Source organism: Acidovorax temperans (assembly GCF_028596105.1).
Classification (GTDB): domain Bacteria; phylum Pseudomonadota; class Gammaproteobacteria; order Burkholderiales; family Burkholderiaceae_C; genus Acidovorax; species Acidovorax temperans.
Map to the genome: position 1 here is coordinate 3,763,826 of NZ_CP117193.1, position 21,971 is coordinate 3,785,796.

Below are 21,971 nucleotides of genomic sequence, written 5' to 3' on the forward strand. Positions count from 1 at the left end.
GCTCAGTGCGACCGGATCATGGTGCCGTAGGCCTGCTCGGTCAGAATTTCGAGCAGCATGGCGTGCGGCACGCGGCCATCAATGATGTGCACGGCGTTCACACCAGCCTTGGCGGCGTCCAGCGCGCCCGCAATCTTGGGCAACATGCCGCCCGAGATGGTGCCGTCGGCAAACAGCTCGTCGATGCGGCGGGCTGTCAGGTCAGTCAGCAGGTTGCCGGCCTTGTCGAGCACGCCGGGCGTGTTTGTCAGCAGCATGAGCTTTTCGGCCTTGAGCACTTCGGCCAGCTTGCTGGCCACCACGTCGGCGTTGATGTTGTAGCTCTCGTTGTTTTCGCCAAAGCCAATGGGACTGATGACGGGGATGAAGGCGTCGTCTTGCAGCGCCTTCACGACGCTGGGGTCGATGGAGACAATATCGCCCACCTGGCCCACATCGTGTTCAATGTTGGGGTCCTTGCTGTCCACCATCTTGAGCTTGCGCGCGCGGATCATGCCGCCGTCACGCCCGGTCAGGCCCACGGCCTTGCCGCCTGCCTGGTTGATCAGGCCCACGATGTCTTGCTGCACTTCACCGGCCAGCACCCATTCCACCACTTCCATGGTTTCGGCGTCCGTCACGCGCATGCCCTGGATGAACTGGCCCTTCTTGCCCAGGCGGTTGAGCGCAGTTTCGATCTGCGGGCCACCGCCGTGCACCACCACCGGATTCATGCCCACCAGCTTGAGCAGCACCACGTCTTCGGCAAAGTCGGCCTGCAGGGCGGGGTCGGTCATGGCGTTGCCGCCGTACTTGATGACCATGGTCTTGCCATGGAACTTGCGAATGTAGGGCAGCGCCTGGGCCAGAATTTCAGCCTTGTCGCGGGGGGCAATCGAAAGAAGGTCGGTCATGGAGGCGTGCCATCCGGTGAAAACAATGAGGCGCAATTGTGCCGCATTCACGCCCGCCCGGAAGGCTGGCGCGCGCAAGCCCATCCACCCAGGGGCTGATCTGCCCAGCGCCCCAAAAATCGTCAGCAAATCTATGTGGCGGCAGGGGCTTCGTCCGAGAACCTCACGTCCGCCCCAACAGGTAGGCCAGCGCTACCAGCGCGATCACCAACGCCAGCCACCCCAGCAGCAGCCAGCGCCACAGCGCGGGGGCATGGCGCATCTCCAAAAACACCTGGATGACTACGACGCCCTTGACCACAGTCAAGACACCCAGACCTGCCAGGAACCAGCCTCCTGCTTGCGACACGAGGCCCATCTCCCCCAGAACATAGGTGATGGCGGTGGCGGCCAACAGCAGCACCCAGGCAGCATTCAACCAGCGGGTTTCGTGCACAGCTTTCTCCTTCGCAGCCATCTCAGCGCAATACATAGACCAGCGGAAACAGCACGATCCACAGCAAATCGACCATGTGCCAGAACGCAGCGCCGGTCTCCATGGCATGGCTGTCGTGGCTGCCGTAGGCGCCGCGTTGCAAGCGCAGCGCCAGGTAGCCCAGCGCCAGCATGGCCACCACCACGTGCAGGAAGTGGAATGCGGTGAGCATCAAATACAGCGTGTAGAAGGTGTTGGAAGTCAGGTCGATGCCCTGGTTCAGCTTGGCCGCGTATTCAGCCAGCTTCACCACGCCAAAGCCTGCGCCGCAAGCCATCGCAGCCAGCAACCAGCGCAGGCCGGCGCTGCGCGCATCGCTACGCACCGCCTGCACGGCACGGGCCACGCACCAGCTGCCCGTGATCAGCAGCACGGTGTTGAACGCGCCGGAATGCAGGTCCAGCGTGGCCTGCGCTGCGTTGAAGCCCGCCACATCGCGGCTGCGCGCAAACGCGTACGACACAAAGAAGATGCCGAAGGTCAACAGCTCGGCCAGGATGATCAACCACACCCCCAGGTCGCCGCGCAAGCGCGGCGCGGACTCTGGAGCGTGCGGCAATGGAATGGATGGCACCGGGAACTCCCCATGGATGGGTCACGCTTCTGCGCAACAGAAGGTGCGTAACCCGCTTGGTGACGCGCCAGCCAGCCACGTTGAAGAAGTAACAGAGGCTGGATTTGGCGTTCGAGTGTGGGTATGATAAACAAAGATTCACGCAAAATGAATCTTATTGAGAGAAATCAACCCCGGACCTGTGAGAGATCAGTACCGTATCCCTCGTCCCACTACAGAGAGGTAACCCACCATGAGCCAAGGCTTCACCAGCCAGATGGCGCGCAACATCTTCTACGGAGGCACCACGTTCTTCGTACTGCTTTTTGCGGCGCTGATCTTTCACACCGAAACCAAGATTCCCGAGCGATCCAAATCCGCGGAATTGACCCCGGCCGTCGTGCGCGGCAAGCACCTTTGGGAAACGCGCAACTGCATCGGCTGCCACACGCTGCTGGGCGAAGGCGCCTACTTCGCACCAGAGCTGGGCAATGTGTATGAGCGCCGCGGCCCTGACTTCATCAAGGGATGGATCAAGGCCATGCCGACGAATACCCCCGGTCGCCGTCAGATGCCGCAGTTCAACTTCACCGACGATCAACTGAACGATCTCGTGGAGTTCCTGCGCTGGTCGAACGGCATCAACACCGAGAAGTGGCCTCCCAACATCGAAGGGTGAGCGCCTGCGCCTCACGCGATGTCATATCCAACCCTTCAGGATCATCCTATGCAACCCGCAACCATCAAATACCAGTCGCAGGCGGTAGCCAAGCTCTACTTCATTGCCGCACTGGGCCTGTTCACTGGCCAGATCGTCTTCGGTCTGTCGCTGGGCCTGCAATACGTCATCGGTGACTTCTTGTTCCCGGCGATCCCCTTCAACATCGCCCGCATGGTTCACACCAACCTGCTGATCGTGTGGCTGCTGTTCGGCTTCATGGGCGCTGCCTATTACATGGTGCCCGAAGAGAGCGAGACCGAGCTGTACAGCCCCTTGTTCGCCAAAGTGCTGTTCTGGGTCTTCCTGGCAGCTGGCGCAGCCACCATCCTCGGCTACCTGCTGGTGCCTTACGCCAAGCTGGCCGAAATGACGGGCAACGACCTGCTGGCCACCATGGGCCGGGAGTTCCTGGAGCAACCCCTGCCGACCAAGCTCGGCATTGTGGTGGTGGCGCTGGGCTTCCTCTTCAACATCAGCATGACCGTGCTCAAGGGCCGCAAGACCGCCATCTCCATGGTGCTGCTCATGGGCCTGTGGGGTTTGGCGCTGATGTTCCTGTTCAGCTTTGTGAACCCCAGCAACCTGGTGCGCGACAAGATGTACTGGTGGTTTGTGGTGCACCTCTGGGTGGAAGGCACCTGGGAGCTGATCATGGCCTCTTTGCTGGCCTTCGTGCTGGTCAAGACCACCGGTGTAGACCGTGAAGTGATCGACAAGTGGATGTACATGATCGTGGCCTTTGCGCTGATCACCGGCATCCTGGGCACAGGCCACCACTTCTACTTCATCGGTCTGCCAGGCTACTGGCACTGGGTGGGTAGCGTGTTCTCAGCCATGGAGCCCATCCCCTTCTTCATGATGACGTTGTTCGCCTTCAACATGGTGCAACGCCGCCGCCGTGAACACCCCAACCAGGCCGCTGTGCTGTGGGCCGTGGGCACTGCCGTGATCGGCTTCCTGGGCGCTGGCGTGTGGGGCTTTATCCACACCCTCAGCACCGTCAACTACTACACCCACGGCTCGCAAGTCACCGCAGCCCACGGACACCTGGCCTTCTACGGCGCCTATGTTCTGGTGGTGCTTGCCATCATCAGCTACGCCATGCCCATTCTGCGTGGCCGTGAAGCCAACCCCCTGCGTGCACAGCGTGTGGAAATGTGGAGCTTCTGGATCATGAGCATTGGTATGGCCGTCATGGTGCTGGCCCTGAGCGGCGCCGGCATCTTGCAAGTGTGGCTGCAACGCATGCCCACCACCGGTGCCATGCCTTTCATGGCCACGCAAGACCAGCTGGTGTTCTTTTACTGGGTGCGTGTGGCGGGTGGCGTGATGTTCCTGCTGGGCCTGCTGGCCTACCTGAGCAGCTTCTTTATCGGCCCTGCCGCAGATGAAGAAAGCCTGTCCCTTGGCGTAAGCACACGCTTGCAACGGGCCTGACCATGACGACGACCCCCACCCTCCAGCGCGAAGCCGCCACGGCAGCCCAAGCTGCAAGCAGCAGCCTGCCGTTCTATGCGGAGCAAGGCGACGAGTGCGCCCTGTTTGCACAGTGCCACGCACAGCAGCTGCCTCTGCTCATCAAGGGCCCTACAGGCTGCGGTAAAACGCGGTTCGTCGAGCACATGGCGGCGCGCCTGGGGCGGCCGTTGATCACCGTGTCATGCCACGATGATCTGAGCGCCGCCGACCTGGTGGGGCGTCACCTGATTGGCAACGGCAGCACCGTGTGGGCGGATGGCCCGCTCACACGGGCTGTGCGCGAGGGCGCCATCGTCTATCTGGACGAGGTGGTGGAGGCCCGCAAGGACACCACGGTGGTGCTGCATCCGCTGGCAGACGACCGGCGCATTCTGCCCATCGAGCGCACGGGTGAGCAGCTCAAGGCGCCGCCAGAATTCATGCTGGTCATCTCCTACAACCCAGGCTATCAAAACCTGCTCAAGGGGCTGAAGCCCAGCACACGCCAGCGCTTCACCGCGCTGACGCTGAACTACCCTGCCCCCGCCGTGGAGCGCAGCATTCTTGAAAAAGAGGGACGCGCGTCACCCGCCGTGGCCGCACGGCTGGTGCAACTGGCCCAAGCGCTGCGCAGGCTGACGGATCACGACCTGGAAGAGACTGCCAGCACCCGCCTGCTGGTCATGGCAGCCCGGCTGGCTTCTGCCGGAATGGGCTTGCGCCAGGCCTGCCGTGCCGCTGTCGTCGATGCGCTGAGCGATGACCTGGACACCGTCCTCGCACTGGATGAGGTGGTGCGTGCGGTGGTGGGTGATGAGGACTGAAACCGAGCCTCCCGGCGGCACTCCCATGGAGTGCCACACAGCGCCTGACGGACTGCATGCGCTGTGGAGCGGGATTCCCCTTCAGCGCCGCAGAAGGTGGCTGCAAGGCTCCTTCATGGCGCTTTTCTTGTTGGCTCCTGCGCTGAACCTTTTGCGCTTTGACCTCAACGAAACACAGTTGTGGGTTCTTGGCATGCGCTGGTCTTTGGGCATTGATGCCTTCCTGCGCGGTGAAGCCACGGCAGTGCAGACCGGCTGGGCTATTCTTTGGCGCGGCTTTCTGCCCGCTCTGGGTTTGATCGCCATCTTCCTGGGCATTGCCTACCGCTATGGTCGTTTGTATTGCGGCTGGCTGTGCCCCCACTTTTCGATGGTGGAAACTCTGAACGACCTGCTGCACCGCGCAACGGGCAAGTTCAGCATCTGGGACAACTCCCCCACCCCCCACGCCACACGCCAACCCAACGCGCGCTGGTGGCCTCTTTTTCTGACCGCCTGCCTAGTCTGTGGCTTTGCCTGGGCGATCACCCTGCTCACTTACCTGCTGCCACCAGCCGAAATCTGGGGCAATCTCTGGCACGGCACGCTCACCGCCAACCAGATGCGGTTTCTGGCAATAGGCACGCTGGTCTTCACGCTGGAGTTCACCCTGGCGCGGCACCTGTTTTGCCGATTTGGCTGCGCGGTGGGCCTGTTTCAAAGCCTGGCCTGGATGGCCAACCCCAAGGGCATGGTCGTCTCGTTCGCCAGAGACCGGGCCCGTGAATGCCGTACTTGCGACAGCCCCCGTGGCAGCGCCTGCGACCACGGATGCCCCATGCGCCTGCATCCGCGCAATATCAAGCGCATGATGTTTTCTTGCGTGCAGTGTGGCCAGTGCCTCACTGCCTGCGATACCACCCAAGGGCAGCAAGGACGCACGCCCACCTTGGAGTGGAAGATTGGACTGGATGCCGTGAAAGAAACGCTGCGCCAACGGCGCGATGGAGCCTCTTGATGGAAGAGTGGATTGGCCAATGGTGGCACCGCGCCATCACCCATCTGGCAGAACCGCAGCGCACGCATGTGCAAGTGGCCCTGAAAGACATGCAACGCAGCATCTCGCTGCTCTACCGTGCAGGCGGTGGCGACGCAGCCGTGCGGGTAACACCGGTGGCGGCCAGCCGTCACGGTGGCCCCCGGCATTGGCTTCAAAAAGTGGCAGGCTCGGGCCTGCGCAGTGCCATGCCAGAACTGGATGCACAGACACTCGCGCTACCCCCCGTGATCAGCGTATTCGACTCTGTAGAGCTGAACCGCGACCTGTACCTCTGGCTTGCTGCACTGGCCTCTGTTTTTGAACCTACGGGCGACTGGATTGCCGATAACCGTGCTGCTACCGCACGCGCACTGCAGCGGTTCGCAGGGCTACGTGAACGCCACCACCGCTTGACGGCCGCGCACTTGGCGCAGCGCCCTTTGCTCAGCAGCCTGCGTGCCAAGGACGCACCCTGGGAAGCAGCAGTACAGGCTGCCCTGCGCGGGGAAGAACACACGGCCTTGTTCGTGACCCCGCGCGAAGTCGCGCCCGTGTGGCTGTGGCTGAACGCCTGCGAAACGGGGGGAGGAGCAGAGCCAGCCGCTACGCCCACACCATCCAACGGCACATCGGAAGAAGAGCCCGCCTCCTCCCCTCTGGATGCGCACCGCCGCCGCGCTCGCAATATCAAGCACCAGCCATCGCGCAACTCCATGCTTTTGGCCGCCAAGACCGACTCGCTGACGAGTTGGAGTGAACTGATACGCCTGGATCGCGGCACGGACGACTCTGCGGATGACAACGCTTCGGCCGCAGCCAACGACATGGACACCTTGTCTCTGGCCCGGTCGGAACAAACCACTGCATCTCGCGTGCGCTTTGACCTGGATTTGCCCAGCGCCAGCGCGGACGACCTGCCCTTGGGGCCGGGGACCAAAACCCCAGAATGGGACTGGCGCCGCAACGAACTGCGGCCCGACTACTGCGCGCTGCAGTGCGTGGTGGCCCGCGCCGGAGAACCCTATCGCCCCCCAGCGCATCTGCAAGCCACGGCCCGCCGCGTGCGCCGACGTCTGGAGATATTGCAAGCAGCACCCCGCTGGCATAAAGCCCAGGTCAGTGGAGACGAGATCGATATCGATGCATGGGTACGCTTCCAAAGCGAAGCCTGCGGCGGCAACATCCACAGCGACACCCCCCCGGTGTACGCCCATCGCCAACGGACAGAACGCAGCTTGGCAACCCTGCTGCTGGCAGATCTTTCGCTGTCCACGGACGCTTACGCAACGTCAAACGCCCGCGTGATTGATGTCATTCGCGAAGCTCTGTACGTTTTTGGCTCAGCACTGTCAGGCACGGGCGACGCTTTTGAGATTTTGGGGTTCAGCTCCGTGCGCAGACAGCATGTGCGCATCCAGCACATCAAGGGCTTCCATGAACCTTGGAGCGACGCGATACACACCCGCATTGGCGCCTTGAAACCCGGCTTCTACACCCGCATGGGCGCAGCGGTGCGCGATGCAACCCAACGGCTATCGGCCCGCCCTGAACGCCAGCGCCTGCTGCTGGTACTGACGGACGGCAAGCCCAACGACATTGATGTGTACGAAGGACGTTACGGCCTGGAAGACACCCGCCACGCCATTCAGGAAGCACGGGCTGCGGGGCTGATTCCGTTTTGCGTCACGATTGACCACGAAGCCCACCAGTACCTGCCCATGTTGTTTGGGGCACAAGGCTATGCGCTGGTGCACCGCCCTCAGGATCTGGTCAAACACCTCACGCAGGCCTGGACCACACTCACCAGATAACCAACGGCGGTCCCGGAAAACGCTTTCAATGGCGCAGCCAGGGAGGCACCTTGAAGCGCACGATGGCCAGGTACGCGGATACATAGCTGATCACAAACAGGCAGCAAAAGCCCATCAACAGCCACGTGTTGTTCCAGAACAGCACCGCAGGCACCACGGTCAACAGCGTGAACCCCCAGAGGTACGGCGAGGTTCGGTTGTTACGCATCAACACCCGGCGGGACTCGTCATCATGGAAAAAGCCACGGACAATACGGCGATAGATGAGCTGATGGAAGTGCAAAGCATCAGCCACGCCGGGAGAGACACCACGCACCGCCTTGCGGTAGATGGAAAAAATCGTTTCCCATACCGGGTAAATCAGCAACAGCATGGGAAACCACGGTGACACCTCTGCGTTGCGCTGCACCAGGGAGATGCTAGCCAACGCAATCACCACCCCCCAGATATAAGCGCCGCCGTCACCGGCAAACAGCATGCCACGTGGATAGTTCCACACCAAAAAGCCCGCGGTAGCAGCCGCAGTCGATACCAACAGAGCAGCCAGCCCACGGTCCCCAACCTGCAGCGCAACATGGGCCAGCGCAAGACAGACGATGATGGCGACCATAGCCGCCAGACCGTTGTAACCGTCAATGATATTGAATGCGTGGGGGAGCCCCGTCACAGCCAGCAGCGCAATGCACAAACCCAGCCAGGGTGCAGCCAACAACAGGGTGTCCAGCCATGGAATGCCCAAACGCGGCACTGACATATCCAACAAGCCGATAGTCAGCAGACCCGACATTCCGGTGAAGGCGAGTCGATAGCGCACGGCTAGCCGTTGGGTCAGATCTTCGGTAATACCACTAACAGTTGCCGGCAACATCACCAATAGCCACAGCCCTACCCAGCCGCCCAACCGAAGAGAACCAGAGTCCCCCCACGATTGCGACTGCACCACCCCAAGCCCCCAACTACAGCACATCCCCAACAGCACCGCGACACCTCCCACGCGGGGCACATCTCCCAGATGAAAGCGCTGGGGCATACCGTTGCCATAGACGGACGCGCGCCTTCCCATCCACCGGACAATGAGCCCCGCCGCCAGCGCCGCCACGACAAAAGCCACCAAAGACAACAAGATCATGAGCGACCGATGGTACCTGCGACATCGTCCTGTGCTCGTAACAATTGGCATGCGCGCCTATACACAGGCGAACTCCACAGGTGGAGAAGACTACGCACATGCCAACGGAAATGCGCCCAGCGTCGGTGGCTGGCGCGTTGCCCAGTGTGCACAAGTTGAACAGGCGAACGTTTCAGAGCCAACCCTGCCAGCCGCAGTCGCAGACACAGGTCCACGTCCTCACAGTACATGAAATATGTCTCGTCAAAACCACCCAACTTTTGCCACACCGGCCGCGGCAATACCAGGCAAGCGGCGTTAACCCAATCCACTTTTGTTTCGCGCAGCCCCAAAATCCGGCGGCGCCAAAGCGCCCAAGGTGTGGGCAACGCACGCTCGCTGTCCTGCAGCCGCCCTTGAGCGTCTATCTGTAGAGGGTAAGCACACCCCGTTCCAGGCATGGCCGCCGAACACACCAAATCGACAAAAGGGTCGTACTCAGTCAATTTCACATCTGGATTAAGCACACACACGAAAGGCTCCATTGCCCCCGCAAGCGCCCGATTGTGATTGGCTCCAAAACCCGCAGGGCGCGCATTGTGGATTATTTGAAAAACAAACGGCCAACCATCCGCCGGCGGCACAGGATCGGTCTCTGGCAAATTCAGCGTCAACACAACTCGCGAGATCACTCCGGAACGCAGACGTGCCAGCGTCCAAATCAACTCCTGCACGGAAACTCCGTGTCCGTGACTCACAATAGAAATCACCAAACCTCCTGGGCGGCATGGATGCACAACAGTAGTAATGCTTGGGGGCGATAAAGAAAATTTCATTGGTTCCCATTCTCCTCCACCCACTTGACCCTTGATCGCGGGGCCCTTCCGCTTGGCGAACCTTGCCATCAACCAGCTGTATGCCACTTCATGACCTTATGAACATGGTCGGCTAATGATCGGAGGCGATAATAGAACCATGTTTTTCGTACTACGACATGTTGGGTGTGACGCTCCCCTGCACAGCAGCGCTATTGCGAGTGGGTCTATTGGAATTGCGGCCCCCCTACCAGACCCGTGCTGCTGGCTATGATTGATCAATCGCCTTTCAACGCACCGACACCCAGACACCAAGACCAATGAGTGCGGCGCCCAGAAGCGACTGAAGGCGCAGCGGTTCGCCCAGTAGATAGTGCCCCAACACGGGCACAAAAATGAAAGCCAACGCCACAAACGGGTAGGCCAGGTTCAGTGGCACCTTGCGAAGCACCAGCAGCCACAGCACCGTGGCCACAAAGTAGACCACCAGCGCCACGATCAGCCACTTGTTGAGCAGTACGGCGCCCACGAAGCCCTTCTGGGCAATGTCGATGCCGTTGGCGGCAAATTTGAACAGCACCTGGCCCACGGCCAGCATAAACACAGTGCCAATGATGGCGGCTAGGCTAAAGGGCGTCATGGGGCACCTTCTGCTTGCGGCCCAGCCGCACACTTTGGGTCAAATGCAATGGCCGTGTGGGCAAGGCTGCCATGTCGGCGGCCAGAAAGGCCAGCAGAAATTGCAACCCAGCCAACAGCAACACGGCAGACAGCACGACAGTGCCGGCCGGCGTGGTCAAACCAGCGGCGGCAGACTGTGCCCAGTGGTACCCCCCATAGGTGGCGGCCGCGAGCAACAAGAGCACGCCCAACGGAAGTTCCAGCGATGCAATGGAGACGTTGCGCAGGTAGTGGTTGTAGAAAACACGCTTGGCACTGTTGCGCAGGTGTTTCACCAAAAATTCACCCACGATTTTGCGGATGTGCAGGCCGCTGACCTCGTCGCCGTAATGCGCCTGCATGGGCACATCCAGCACCACCGCGCCCAGGGTGTTGAGGCGAAACAGGATGTCGGTTTCAAAAAAATAGCGTCGACTGATTTTGCTGAACGGCAAGCGACTGGCCACAGCGGCATGAATGGCGGTGTAGCCGTTGGTAGGGTCGAACAGATGCCAGTAGCCCGTAGAGAACTTGGACATGATGGACAGCACAGCATTGCCAAAAATGCGCACCGGCGGCATGGTGCGAACACCTTCCAGGTCGAAAAAGCGGTTGCCCTTGGTGTAGTCAGCCTCTCCGTGAATGATAGGGGCGATGAAATCGTCGAGGAGGGCGGGGTCCATCTGACCGTCACCATCGATCTTGACCAGAATATCCATGCCATCTGCGATAGCCTGCTGGTAGCCCGCCATGACAGCGCCACCGACGCCCTGGTTTTCGGCGTTAAAGCACACTCGCACGCGCGGGTCTTTGCAGTGCGCCTGGATGTAGCGGCCGGACCCGTCGGGGCAGCAATCATCCACAGCGTAGATGGCATGCACCTGAGGCCCGATGGATTCAATAACCCCCAGCACATGCCTGACTACTTTGTAACAAGGAATGATGACTGCCACTTTGGCGCCGCCCTGGGCGTCAGTTTGAAGATGGTTTTTTTGCATAGAGATAGCCAGGCCCTGCATTCAGCAGCAATTCGAAATGTTCACCGTAGTCTGCTGCGTCGAAAGCAAACGAGCCACTGTGAATGAGCAATAAGTTGACGCCATTTTTCTGCATGCGCGCCAGCACTTCCTGGGCTGGCCGCATGCGCCAGCCGCCATCTTGATAGACCGCGTAGTCTGTAAAACGATTTTTGCCAAACCAGTCGCCCAAGAGTTGGCCTTTGTAGAAGTAGTGAGCATTTTCAAAGCCTACGTTCATCATCTGCGGGCCAAACTGCGCTGCGACGTCATCGGCTTTTTTGGAAAGCAAATAAGCCGGTTGGGCGTTGAGCTGCGCCTGTATTGAAGGTTGCCTCGTCCAACCCACGGCCAGGAATACAGTGACAGAAGCTACCCCCACCCACGCAACCATGGTACCCAGCAACGCCCCCCGGACGGGAAGTCGGTGTGTCAATAGCGCTGGCCATCCCGTCGTGCGCCAAAGCTCCAGCGCAAAAGTCACTGCCAAAAAGCATGCCACTGGCAGCGCTGGAATGAGGTATCTGTTGACTTGCGATACGCTGAACCAAAAGAGGCAGAACATGACCAACACAGCCCAGAGCATTACCACGGGTCTTGGCAGACGGGGCGCGAACACGATGGCAGCAAGCGCCACCCAGACAACCTGAAGGTGGGCATGCGAAAACGCTGCAAAGAAGTTGTACCAGTGCTTTGGCACCCCGTGGCGGGACTGCTCACCCTGCTGTGACACCAAATCCTCCAAGCTCCACAAATGAAAGCCAAACACGGGTCCACCTATCGGATGCACAGGGTCACCGGACAGCAGGTAACTGCGCAAGTACCAACCTCCGGCTACAGCCGCACACATCAACCCGAATACCCATGGCGCCCGCCACTTGCGGCTGGCGGCCAAGATAGCAAGGCTCAACACCGCAGCAAAGACCAAACCCAACAATTTGATGCCCCCCGCAACCCCTGCGACTAGCCCGGAAAAAATCAGCCAGCGGTTGCCCTGCATGCCGAGGCGCAGCCACACCGCCACACCAATAAGTGCTGCCGTGCAAAAAAGCGCTAAGCCGTTGTCCACATAGGCAAACCCCAATGTCTGGCGTACTGGATCCAAGGTGATGTAGAGGACACCAGCGATATAACCCCAAGCGCTGGAACCCAGCAACCAATGAGCAACCCCTGCCAAGCCGATCAAGGTGATGAACACAGGCAGAGTCGCAAGCATTTGGGCCAATACATCGCCAGACAGCAACAGTCCGGCGCTGAATAGCAGCTGCATGTTGGCCGGAAAATATGGGAACCGCAGATGCTCGCTGACCGCGAGCCCCTGATGCTCCACAAACAAGCGAGCGAGAGGAAGGTGGTAAGACACGTCATCCCAATGGCCAGGCGCTTGAAAGGCTCGGAGCATGAGAATCACAAAAACGCTCACCAGCAAAAAGATATCCGAGGCTGGGCGCAAGCTCACAAGCTCAACCCGGAGCGTATTGACTTTCATCCTCCGCCAACAGGCAACTCCCCCTGCCAGCCCAGAAATGCCAAACAGCAGCCAAAGCGCCTCCCTGGTCATTTCATGCCCTATCGCCAATAGGGCAAGAACACCGATGAATGCAGTGAGCCCCAAGACCTGCTGAAAGAAGATGCGCAGCAACACTGGCAACTCCTGATCCGCCTCACATGCTTTTGAGAAAAATGCCCCATACAAAGTTATACCCGTGCCCTGCACCCAGGCAAGAATCACCAGACACCAAGCCAAAGCAATAACAAACTCAGTCAACATTGCGCGCCATTCTCTGTTTTTTTATCAAGCTTACGATTTCACTTCTGAGCTGGCCCTTCGGTAACGCAAGTCACATACCGGCCGCGGCGGTTGGAACCGCCGAAAAAGTTGAGCGAGTACAACCCCAGCCCTCCTTCATCGAACCAGATCTTTTGCTGCGGGAGCGGGTTACGTCACCCCGTGGCACGATGTATTTTGCTCAAACGCCCGCACTTTGGCCTCCAGCTCGGACTGAGCCTTCGCAATAATTTCCGCGTATTGGCTGTTTTGAATACCCCACAGCGACGAATGCAACTCTTCGTGATGGCCCACCAAAAACGGCAAGGTGGTAACGACCCGTAGTTGCGACTGTGTTTGTAGGTATCGGTCGATGGTGTTGGTCTCAGGGTCGGCGTGGCGCTCGTCCCATTGGGCTAGCAGGCGCAATACCGTGGGAGCGTAGATGTTGTGCACCATGCTGATCATGCGGTCGATGGTGATAAACACCAGGCCGCCCTGGCGCTCTACACCCAGCACTCGAGTGTCAGGGTGCATGATGGCAATCAGGCCCACAAACACATCCCACTGACCGCTGCGCTGGGCCAGGTAGGCGTCAACCACCGCTTTGTGCTCGACGTAGTCAGGCAAAAAGAGCACATCGTCCTCCATCACTTCAAGCTGCGGCCACTGGGCGGCCAGCGCTTGCTGTGCCAAATATTTGTAGCTGAGCGCTGCTCCTATCCAGCCAGGGCTGTAGCGCACACCGTCGAACACCTGCACACCAGGCATTTGATGGCTGACGAACATGGCGCGCCGCGCAGTGGTTTCGGGAAGACTCAACGCCAGACGCGGTCCAGGCAAGGGGGTTGTGCTCGTGAGTGTCTGAAACTGCGTGTAATCAAGCCAGCGCCGCGCTAGCAGCATCCGGTAGAGCATGAATTCAAAGCGAGCCTGTGAGGCCTCCACGGCAGCCTCACGATCAGACTGGGCAGCAGCGCTTTGCTGGGAGCTGACATGGAGCACTTCATCAAGAGCCTGCAGCAGCGCAGGCAGGTCGCCCACGGGAACAAAGCGCACAGCACCGTCCAGAGCGGCGTGCTCCGCCTGATCGGCGCTGGTTTCTGATACTACCGGCACCCCCAGCGATAGGCATTCGTAGATGCGTGTGGTTTCGAGCAGTGCGCCCTCATAGTAGTGCAGGTTGACAACCACACGAGCGCTGGCGATGGCACGGTGCAGTTCGGGGCCAAACAGGTTCCCCACAATACGCAGCTGGAAACGCTCGCCAACGGCTTCAAGCAGTTGCTGGCGGCGCGGGGCGTTGGCATCACCGTAAAAAAGCACATCACAAGGCGCATCCACACCCTGAGGCTGCAGGTTGTTGTGTCGGAGGTAGTCACGATAGCCTGCAAATCCCCCCACAGGCACCAAGAACGTGTGCGGATAGGCAATGCCGCGCTTCTCCAGAAATTGAAGATTGGCCTGCGCGTAATCCAGCACAGCGAGAGAGTTTTCAAGCGTGTGAAGGTATTCAGGCGTGAACCAGCGAGGGCTTACCGATTGCTCCATCTGAAACACAATGCGCTTCTCGCCAGGCGGCAGATGCTTGAACATTTGTGGGCAGACAACGAAATACCCGTCGAGCCCGAAACCCTCCGCAGGCGGCTCTGTCATCACATCCACAGTGATTCCGGCCTTGTGCAGTGCCTGGGCCAGCAAATGCGCCACAAATAGGGTGTGCGGTGTGGCCATCACACCGACATGTCGAGCGCCATCAGAGGCAATGCTCAACTGTTGTTCCAGGACAGCTTCGCGACGCACCGCAGCCAAGCGACCAGCCAACGCACGCCAGTCCCCTCGCACAGCATATCCTGCTGCCTTGAGCGCACGGCGCACCAAGGTGCCCAGACCCCAACGACGAGCCAGCTTACCGGCAGCACGCAGGCCGGCTGTCACGCGCCAGCTTCGCGATTGATAAATTTCCTGCACTTGTGCATCGGCAACCACTAGCCGTTGGCGCAATTCATGCACTTCGGCATCACGCACGTTCAGCAGTTGGTTGACAGCTTCGACAACCTTCTCGGCCTCGGTGTTGCGCCACTGCAGGTCAAGCAGTTGCCTGTCCAGGTTCTCTATCCATTCGTGGCGCTGCTGACCCGCCCGCTCCAACTCTGCCTCCCGCTGCTGGGAATGCATCAGCTGGTTCTGCAGATCAAGCAGTTGCCTGTCCAGGTTCTCTATCCATTCGTGGCGCTGCTGACCCGCCTGCTCCAGCTGGGTTTCGCGTTCGCGAGCATCATGCAACTGGTTTTGCAGTATCAGTACCTGGGCAAGTTGCTCGAGTCGCCCCCCCAAAATGCAAAACACTTGGCGAGCCGCCCCAGGCGTGAGTCCAGTCGCTGCATCAGAGGATGCGCCACACAACTGCAGTAGCTCAGGTGGTTGCTGCGCCCCGACCAGGAGCACACCCAATCCATTGCTGTGGGAGAACTGCATGGATGGGTAACGTACCGAAAGTTCAGCCCATAACCTGTGAACGCCAAAATCATCACGGAATACATTGGTGTCATGAAAAAGAACCACTCCGCGGTGCGACATTTTTGGGAGCCAAGTTTCAAAATCATGGCGCACCGCTTCGTAGGTGTGCAAGCCGTCGATGTGCAGCAGATCCACGCTGCCATTGGAAAACTGCGGCAGAGCCTCGTCAAAGGTCATGCGCAGCAGCGTCGAGAACGAGGCATAACGCGGATCGTGCTCCCGCTGTAGCGTCTGGTAGATGGTTTCGCCGTAGGCGCCGGCATGCGCGTCGCCTAGCCAAGTGTCCACAGCATACGCCTTGGTAGGCAGGCCCTGCTCTTTAATGGCCTGGCAAAACGCCATGTACGAAATGCCTGAATACGCACCCAATTCCACTAGTGTCTCTGGTTTTTGTACCGCTACAAGCCAGGAGGCAAAAGGAATATGCCCCGCCCATGGTGCGGGCACAGAAAAATGCTGAGGCTCCAGTAGAGCGGCAGGTGTAATGAAGTTCATGAAAAAAGATAAGGCTCAGAGCAACGGAATATTGCTATCGTGCATCCATGGAAATGTGGGCCATGGGAATACCCACTAGTCCCGCAGCGATGCTGGTGGATTCGGAGCGGAACGTGATCGCATCAAAAATCCACTGGTGCTGCACGTGCTCTTGCTGCGTGCCGTCGGCGATGGCAATGGTAATGCTGTAATCACCCACAGGCATACGGGGCATCTGAAATTGGAACCTGGCACACAAGGTCTGCCCAACTTTGCACTCGCATGGCCGGTGCTCGTATGCGATGAATGTGTTGTCGCCAAACAAGGTTTGACCCAGTCGATCCTTGACGACAAAACCCACAATGGGGCTGCTCAAATGCTGCAAGGCCACGGCCTCCACCACCAGCTCCACATTCTCACCACCCACAGCCCAAGCCAAAGGCTGCCCGTGGTCGTTACACAACTCCACACGCACCACACGACTTCCGCCCATTCCAAACGACGGAGCATCGGGATCGAACTCAAAAAGGCGCAGATCATTACGAAGGTTGCTGGCATTCAAATAAGGCAGGCGTTGGTCGAAACGCATCACCGCCGGCTTGAAGGCCTGGCTTTTTGAGATGTCAACAGCTTCGCCCTTTGAGGCAGCAACAGGCAACAACGTGCCGTCTGCCGCCTGGTCAGCCTGCTGGGCTTCGTAATAGGCCTGTAAATAATGCTCGCAAACAGTTTTAGGGTCACCTTGTTCGCGCACCTGCCCTTTATCGAGCCAGATGGCGTGGTTGCACAGACCTTTCACGGCAGCGGTGTCGTGACTGACAAAAAGCACGGTGCCATGCTGCATGAAGCTACGTAGAAATCTCATGCATTTCTGTGTGAAGAAAGCATCTCCCACCGCCAAGGCTTCATCAATGACCAGGATATCTGCATCCACATGAGCAATCACGGCGAATGCCAAGCGTACAAGCATACCGCTGGAGTAGGTCTTGACGGGCTGATCCATAAAATCACCAATATCAGCAAAGGCTTCGATATCAGCAAATTTTTTGCGAGTCTGCTCTTCACTTTGGCCTAGCACACCTGCGTTAAAAAATACGTTTTCGCGCCCTGTAAATTCAGGGTTAAATCCTGAACCTAACTCAAGCAACGCCGCAACCCGCCCCTGCACCTCAATATTTCCTTCGGTAGGGTGCAAGGTACCACAAATCATTTGCAGCAAGGTTGATTTACCAGAGCCATTACGCCCAATAATTCCGACAGTTTGACCCTTTTTTATTTCGAAAGAAACATCACGCAGAGCCCAAAACTCACGGTAATAGTTAGCAGCATCCAACCCCAACCAACGCCGAAACCGGGGCAGAACAAACTGCCGCAAACGCTGCCCCGGCGTAGCATAAATTTGAAAACACTTGTGCAGCGCGTTGACACGAATAGCCACCGGCGCATCGCTTATCGCATCAAAGGACATCAGCAAATCCCTTACGTGTTTTCTGAAACCAAGCAAAACCCAACCACGCCACAGCTAGAGCGAGCAACCCGTACACCAAAAGACCAAACCACTGAGGCTGACGCCCCCAAACAAGCACTTCACGCATCTGCTCGATAATGAAAGTGAGTGGATTCAGTTGCATCCATGGCTGCAAAAAATCAGGCAAGGACTGAATCGGAAAAAATACTGGTGACATAAAAAGCATGACGGATGTAATCAACCCAATCGTCTGCCCCACATCACGTGCAAAAACACCTAGCGACGCCAGCCCCCAAGATAACCCCATGATTAATATTAACAACGGCAAGATCACTATCGGAAAAAAGACCGCCGTAACGGGCACAGAGCCCGTCAAAAAAAACTTTGCCACCAATAAAACCACGACACTGACCAGCCCATGAAAAGTTGCGGCAACCAACTGTATTACCGGCAAAATTTCGAGAGGAAATACCACCTTCTTCACATAATTGACATTATCAAGTACCAGCCCGGGTGCTCGGTTAATGACCTCCGCAAAAAGTGCGTGAACGACAAGCCCGGCAAAAAGAATTACAGCAAATTCTGTGCGCGATTCTTCCCCTGTACCCCAGCGGGCTTTAAACACCACAGAAAACACAAAGGTGTAAATGGCCAACATGAACAAGGGTGTCAGGAATGACCAGACCAATCCCAAGGTAGAGCCCCGATATCGACCTATGATCTCGCGTTGACTCATACGCGCAATTAATTGGCGATGCACCCACAAGGAACGAAACATACCCTGCAATGATGCAGGCGGCACGGCATGAGGATTCATTAATTAAAACAATCTGCGTTAGATAATTTTCGCCCAGCACCATCTTTGGCGGAAAGCAACGGAGCCATGCCCATATTCGGCCAGTCAATAGCGAGATCCGGGTCATTCCATGCAATGCAGCGCTCAAATTGCGGCGCATAGTAGTCAGTGGTTTTGTACAAAAACTCCGCCATCTCGGACAGCACCACAAACCCATGCGCAAAACCGGGCGGCACCCAAAGCTGGCGGTGGTTGTCCTCGCTCAATTCCTCAGCTACCCACTGACCGAAGGTGGGCGAACTTTTGCGGATATCCACCGCCACATCAAATACAGCCCCTCGCACCACACGCACAAGCTTGCCCTGGGGCTGCTGAATCTGGTAATGCAAGCCACGCAGCACGCCCTTGGAGCTGCGGCTGTGGTTGTCCTGCACGAACTGGTGATTGGTGCCCGTGGCCTCGTTAAAGGCCTTCTGGTTGAAGCTTTCAAAGAAAAAGCCTCGGGCGTCACCAAACACCTTGGGCTCGATGAGGACGACTTCAGGGATGGCCAGTCGCGTTGCTTTCATCAGTACACCGTCTCTTTCAGAATTCGTTGCAGGTACTGCCCATACCCGTTCTTGGCAAGCGGCTTGGCCAGCTTCTCCAGCTGAGCCGCATCAATCCACCCATAGCGCCACGCAATCTCTTCCGGACAGGCAATCTTGAGGCCCTGGCGGTGCTCCAGCGTGGCGATGAATTGCCCCGCTTCGAGCAGGCTTTCGTGGGTGCCGGTGTCCAGCCAGGCGTAGCCGCGGCCCATGATTTCGACGTTGAGCTGGCCTTGCTCGAGATACAGGCGGTTCAGATCGGTGATTTCGTATTCGCCGCGCGCGGAGGGTTTGAGGCTCTTGGCCAGGTCTACGACCTGATTGTCGTAGAAGTACAGGCCGGTGACGGCGTAGCTGGACTTGGGGGCCTGGGGCTTTTCTTCGAGGCTCAGCACTTTGCCCTGGGCATCGAATTCGGCGACGCCGTAGCGCTCGGGGTCGTGCACGTGGTAGGCAAAGACGCTGGCGCCTTGTTCGCGCTGCATGGCGTTGCCCAGCAACTCGTGGAAGTCGTGGCCGTAGAAGATGTTGTCGCCCAGCACCAGGGCTGAGGGGGAGTTGCCGACAAACTGCTCTCCAATCACAAAGGCCTGGGCCAGGCCGTCGGGGCTGGCTTGCACGGCGTATTGCAGGTTCAGGCCCCATTGGCTGCCGTCGCCCAGCAGTTGTTCAAAGCGCGGCGTGTCTTGCGGAGTGCTGATGATGAGGATGTCGCGGATGCCCGCCAGCATGAGGGTGCTGAGCGGGTAGTAGATCATGGGCTTGTCGTACACCGGCAGCAGTTGCTTGCTGATGGCCAGGGTGGCCGGGTGCAGGCGCGTGCCAGAGCCGCCGGCCAGGATGATGCCTTTGCGCTGGGAGGTGGTTGGGGTCATGGGGCAAGTCCTCAAGGGGCCAGCCCATCGGTGCAGGGCGCAAGGGGCGCCGCTGTCCGGATGGGCTTACAGGATTTCGGTCAGCATGCGCTCGACACCGGCTTGCCAGTGCGGCAAGGTCAGGCCGAAGGTGGTTTGCAGCTTGGACGTATTCAAGCGCGAGTTGTGCGGGCGCACGGCGGGCGTGGGGAAGGCACTGGTGGGCACAGGCGCGACCTCTTTAGCTACTATTTTGATAGCTGACTGCGCTTTACTGGCGTGCTCAATCACGAATTTTGCATAGCCATTCCAGGTCACCTCACCGCCTGCCACCAGGTGGTACAGGCCCGCGTCTTGCGGGCGCTGCTGCAGGTGGCGGATGGCGTGGGCTGTCACATCGGCCAGCAACTCGGCACCGGTGGGGGCGCCCCACTGGTCGTCGATGACGGTGAGGCGCTCGCGCTCTTGCGCCAGGCGCAGCATGGTCTTGGCAAAGTTGCCGCCGCGTGCGGCGTACACCCAGCTGGTGCGCAGGATGAGGTGCTTGGCGCCCGACTGCTGGATCAGCTGTTCGCCTTCGAGCTTGGTGCGGCCGTACACACTCAAGGGTGCAGGGGTGTCGGTCTCGACCCAGAGGCGGGTGCCGCTGCCGTCGAACACGTAGTCGGTGCTGTAGTGCACCAGCCAGGCGCCCAGGGCGGCGGCCTCGCGGGCCAGCACGCCGGGGGTGGTGGCGTTGAGCAGGCGGGCCAGTTCGGGCTCGCTCTCGGCCTTGTCTACAGCGGTGTGGGCGGCTGCGTTGACGATGACGTCGGGCTTGAGGGCGCGCACCGTGGCGGCAACGCCTTCGGGGTTGGCAAAGTCGCCGCAGTGGTCGGTGCTGTCATGGTCCAACGCCGTGACGCGGCCTAGCACGGCCAGGCTGCGTTGCAGCTCCCAGCCCACTTGGCCGCCTTTACCGAAGAGCAGGATGTTCATGCGGCGCTCCCTGCCGTGGTGTTGGCCTGGTATTGCTTCTGCACCCACTCCCGGTAAGCACCCGATTGCACCTGCGCCACCCATTCAGGGTTGTCCAGGTACCACTGCACGGTCTTGCGGATGCCGGTGTCAAACGTCTCGGCGGGCTTCCAGCCCAGCTCGCGCTCGATCTTGCGGGCATCGATGGCGTAGCGGCGGTCGTGGCCCGGGCGGTCGGTGACGTAGGTGATCTGCATCTTGTAGCTCTGGCCGTCGGCGCGGGGGCGCAGCTCGTCGAGCAGGGCGCACACGGTGTTGACGATCTCGATGTTGGGCTTTTCGTTCCAACCGCCCACGTTGTAGGTCTCACCCAGGCGCCCGGCTTCGAGCACGCGGCGGATGGCGCTGCAGTGGTCGCGCACGTACAGCCAGTCGCGCACCTGCATGCCGTCGCCGTACACGGGCAGGTTTTTGCCTGCCAGGGCGTTGACGATCATGAGGGGGATGAGTTTTTCCGGGAAGTGCAGCGGGCCGTAGTTGTTGCTGCAGTTGGTGGTGAGCACCGGCAGGCCGTAGGTGTGGTGCCAAGCACGCACCAGGTGGTCGGATGCAGCCTTGCTGGCCGAGTACGGGCTGTTGGGCTCGTAGCGGTTGTCTTCGCTGAAGGCGGGGTCGGTGGCTGAAAGGGTGCCGTAGACCTCGTCGGTGGAGACGTGCAGGAAGCGGAATGCTTCTTTTTTGATAGCTGGCAGCGCTTGCCAGTATTGCCTTGCAGCCTCTAAAAGCCTGAAAGTGCCGACGACGTTGGTCTGGATGAAGTCTTCGGGGCCGTGGATGGATCGGTCCACATGCGATTCGGCCGCGAAGTTGACGATGGCACGGGGCTGGTGCTCGGCCAGCAGGCGTTCGAGCAAGGCGGTGTCGCCAATGTCGCCCTGCACAAAGATGTGGCGGGGGTTGCCCTGCACGCTATCGAGGTTGTGCAGGTTGCCAGCGTAGGTGAGTTTGTCGAGGTTGACCACGGGCTCGTCGCCGTTGGCTATCCAGTCGAGCACGAAGTTGGCGCCAATGAAGCCGGCGCCGCCAGTTACCAAAATCATAGGATGGGCAGTGTTGATACGCCTGCAGGCGAAGCTGGCGATTATCCCATCCATGGCCCCTGGCCTGTAACAGGATTTGTGCCAGGGTGCGC

At 59.2% G+C, this 21,971-nt stretch carries 20 protein-coding genes; 5 read left to right on the top strand and 15 right to left on the bottom strand.

What is annotated here, in order from left to right; genetic code table 11:
- Window positions 1-2: 2 nt before the first annotated feature.
- From argB to PQV96_RS17600, 3 genes are all read right to left on the bottom strand, one after another.
- On the bottom strand, window positions 3-893 hold the full coding sequence (gene argB / locus PQV96_RS17590; protein WP_044395884.1) for an acetylglutamate kinase: 891 nt from the start codon (window positions 891-893) through the stop codon (window positions 3-5).
- Window positions 894-1,056: 163 nt separating this feature from the next.
- On the bottom strand, window positions 1,057-1,329 hold the full coding sequence (locus PQV96_RS17595) for a cytochrome C oxidase subunit IV family protein (RefSeq protein ID WP_240485268.1): 273 nt from the start codon (window positions 1,327-1,329) through the stop codon (window positions 1,057-1,059).
- A gap of 22 nt (window positions 1,330-1,351) precedes the next feature.
- The gene (locus tag PQV96_RS17600) at window positions 1,352-1,942 is read right to left on the bottom strand and encodes a cytochrome c oxidase subunit 3 family protein (protein ID WP_273623743.1); all 591 of its coding nucleotides are present in this window, start codon (window positions 1,940-1,942) and stop codon (window positions 1,352-1,354) included.
- A 232-nt stretch (window positions 1,943-2,174) separates the two neighbouring features.
- Between PQV96_RS17600 and PQV96_RS17605 the strand changes: the two genes are divergently transcribed.
- The 5 genes from PQV96_RS17605 (at window position 2,175) to PQV96_RS17625 (ending at window position 7,753) form a co-directional block, all read left to right on the top strand.
- On the top strand, window positions 2,175-2,600 hold the full coding sequence (locus PQV96_RS17605; protein WP_044395751.1) for a c-type cytochrome: 426 nt from the start codon (window positions 2,175-2,177) through the stop codon (window positions 2,598-2,600).
- Between the two features lie 48 nt (window positions 2,601-2,648).
- On the top strand, window positions 2,649-4,079 hold the full coding sequence (locus PQV96_RS17610; protein WP_052520957.1) for a cbb3-type cytochrome c oxidase subunit I: 1,431 nt from the start codon (window positions 2,649-2,651) through the stop codon (window positions 4,077-4,079).
- A gap of 2 nt (window positions 4,080-4,081) precedes the next feature.
- Window positions 4,082-4,924, top strand: coding sequence for a CbbQ/NirQ/NorQ/GpvN family protein (locus PQV96_RS17615; protein WP_066783103.1), 843 nt, complete (start codon window positions 4,082-4,084; stop codon window positions 4,922-4,924).
- A gap of 115 nt (window positions 4,925-5,039) precedes the next feature.
- Complete coding sequence (locus tag PQV96_RS17620) at window positions 5,040-5,921, top strand: 4Fe-4S binding protein (RefSeq protein WP_242638010.1); 882 nt, start codon at window positions 5,040-5,042, stop codon at window positions 5,919-5,921.
- A complete protein-coding gene (locus tag PQV96_RS17625) occupies window positions 5,921-7,753 on the top strand; it encodes a nitric oxide reductase activation protein NorD (protein ID WP_273623750.1) in 1,833 nt (610 codons plus the stop codon). The genes PQV96_RS17620 and PQV96_RS17625 overlap by 1 nt, the downstream gene beginning before the upstream one ends.
- A 25-nt stretch (window positions 7,754-7,778) precedes the next feature.
- On the opposite strand, the gene PQV96_RS17630 is transcribed toward PQV96_RS17625, so the two are convergent.
- The 12 genes from PQV96_RS17630 to rfbB all read right to left on the bottom strand — a co-directional run bounded on the left by PQV96_RS17630 (window position 7,779) and on the right by rfbB (window position 21,879).
- Window positions 7,779-8,882, bottom strand: coding sequence for an MraY family glycosyltransferase (locus tag PQV96_RS17630; RefSeq protein ID WP_273623752.1), 1,104 nt, complete (start codon window positions 8,880-8,882; stop codon window positions 7,779-7,781).
- Window positions 8,879-9,595 carry a glycosyltransferase family protein gene (locus PQV96_RS17635; RefSeq protein ID WP_273623754.1) on the bottom strand — a complete coding sequence of 239 codons (717 nt, stop codon included), beginning with the start codon at window positions 9,593-9,595 and terminating at the stop codon, window positions 8,879-8,881. Before PQV96_RS17635 ends, PQV96_RS17630 begins: the two co-directional genes overlap by 4 nt.
- Window positions 9,596-9,965: 370 nt before the next feature.
- Window positions 9,966-10,316: an EamA family transporter gene (locus PQV96_RS17640; RefSeq protein ID WP_273623756.1), complete on the bottom strand. Its 351-nt coding sequence runs from the start codon at window positions 10,314-10,316 to the stop codon at window positions 9,966-9,968.
- Entirely contained in the window at window positions 10,303-11,334 is a 1,032-nt protein-coding gene (locus PQV96_RS17645; protein WP_273623758.1) for a glycosyltransferase family 2 protein, read from the bottom strand. The genes PQV96_RS17640 and PQV96_RS17645 overlap by 14 nt, the downstream gene beginning before the upstream one ends.
- Window positions 11,309-13,123 carry a hypothetical protein gene (locus PQV96_RS17650; RefSeq protein WP_273623760.1) on the bottom strand — a complete coding sequence of 605 codons (1,815 nt, stop codon included), beginning with the start codon at window positions 13,121-13,123 and terminating at the stop codon, window positions 11,309-11,311. Before PQV96_RS17650 ends, PQV96_RS17645 begins: the two co-directional genes overlap by 26 nt.
- A gap of 168 nt (window positions 13,124-13,291) precedes the next feature.
- Entirely contained in the window at window positions 13,292-16,135 is a 2,844-nt protein-coding gene (locus PQV96_RS17655; RefSeq protein WP_273623762.1) for a class I SAM-dependent methyltransferase, read from the bottom strand.
- Window positions 16,136-16,169: 34 nt separating this feature from the next.
- Complete coding sequence (locus PQV96_RS17660) at window positions 16,170-17,582, bottom strand: ABC transporter ATP-binding protein (protein ID WP_273623764.1); 1,413 nt, start codon at window positions 17,580-17,582, stop codon at window positions 16,170-16,172.
- Window positions 17,572-18,399, bottom strand: coding sequence for an ABC transporter permease (locus tag PQV96_RS17665; protein ID WP_273623766.1), 828 nt, complete (start codon window positions 18,397-18,399; stop codon window positions 17,572-17,574). The genes PQV96_RS17660 and PQV96_RS17665 overlap by 11 nt, the downstream gene beginning before the upstream one ends.
- The gene (gene rfbC, locus PQV96_RS17670; RefSeq protein WP_273623768.1) at window positions 18,399-18,947 is read right to left on the bottom strand and encodes a dTDP-4-dehydrorhamnose 3,5-epimerase; all 549 of its coding nucleotides are present in this window, start codon (window positions 18,945-18,947) and stop codon (window positions 18,399-18,401) included. The genes PQV96_RS17665 and rfbC overlap by 1 nt, the downstream gene beginning before the upstream one ends.
- Entirely contained in the window at window positions 18,947-19,843 is an 897-nt protein-coding gene (gene rfbA / locus PQV96_RS17675; RefSeq protein ID WP_273623770.1) for a glucose-1-phosphate thymidylyltransferase RfbA, read from the bottom strand. The genes rfbC and rfbA overlap by 1 nt, the downstream gene beginning before the upstream one ends.
- Before the next feature lie 66 nt (window positions 19,844-19,909).
- On the bottom strand, window positions 19,910-20,800 hold the full coding sequence (gene rfbD / locus PQV96_RS17680; protein WP_273623772.1) for a dTDP-4-dehydrorhamnose reductase: 891 nt from the start codon (window positions 20,798-20,800) through the stop codon (window positions 19,910-19,912).
- The gene (gene rfbB / locus PQV96_RS17685) at window positions 20,797-21,879 is read right to left on the bottom strand and encodes a dTDP-glucose 4,6-dehydratase (RefSeq protein ID WP_273623774.1); all 1,083 of its coding nucleotides are present in this window, start codon (window positions 21,877-21,879) and stop codon (window positions 20,797-20,799) included. Before rfbB ends, rfbD begins: the two co-directional genes overlap by 4 nt.
- Window positions 21,880-21,971 lie beyond the last annotated feature (92 nt).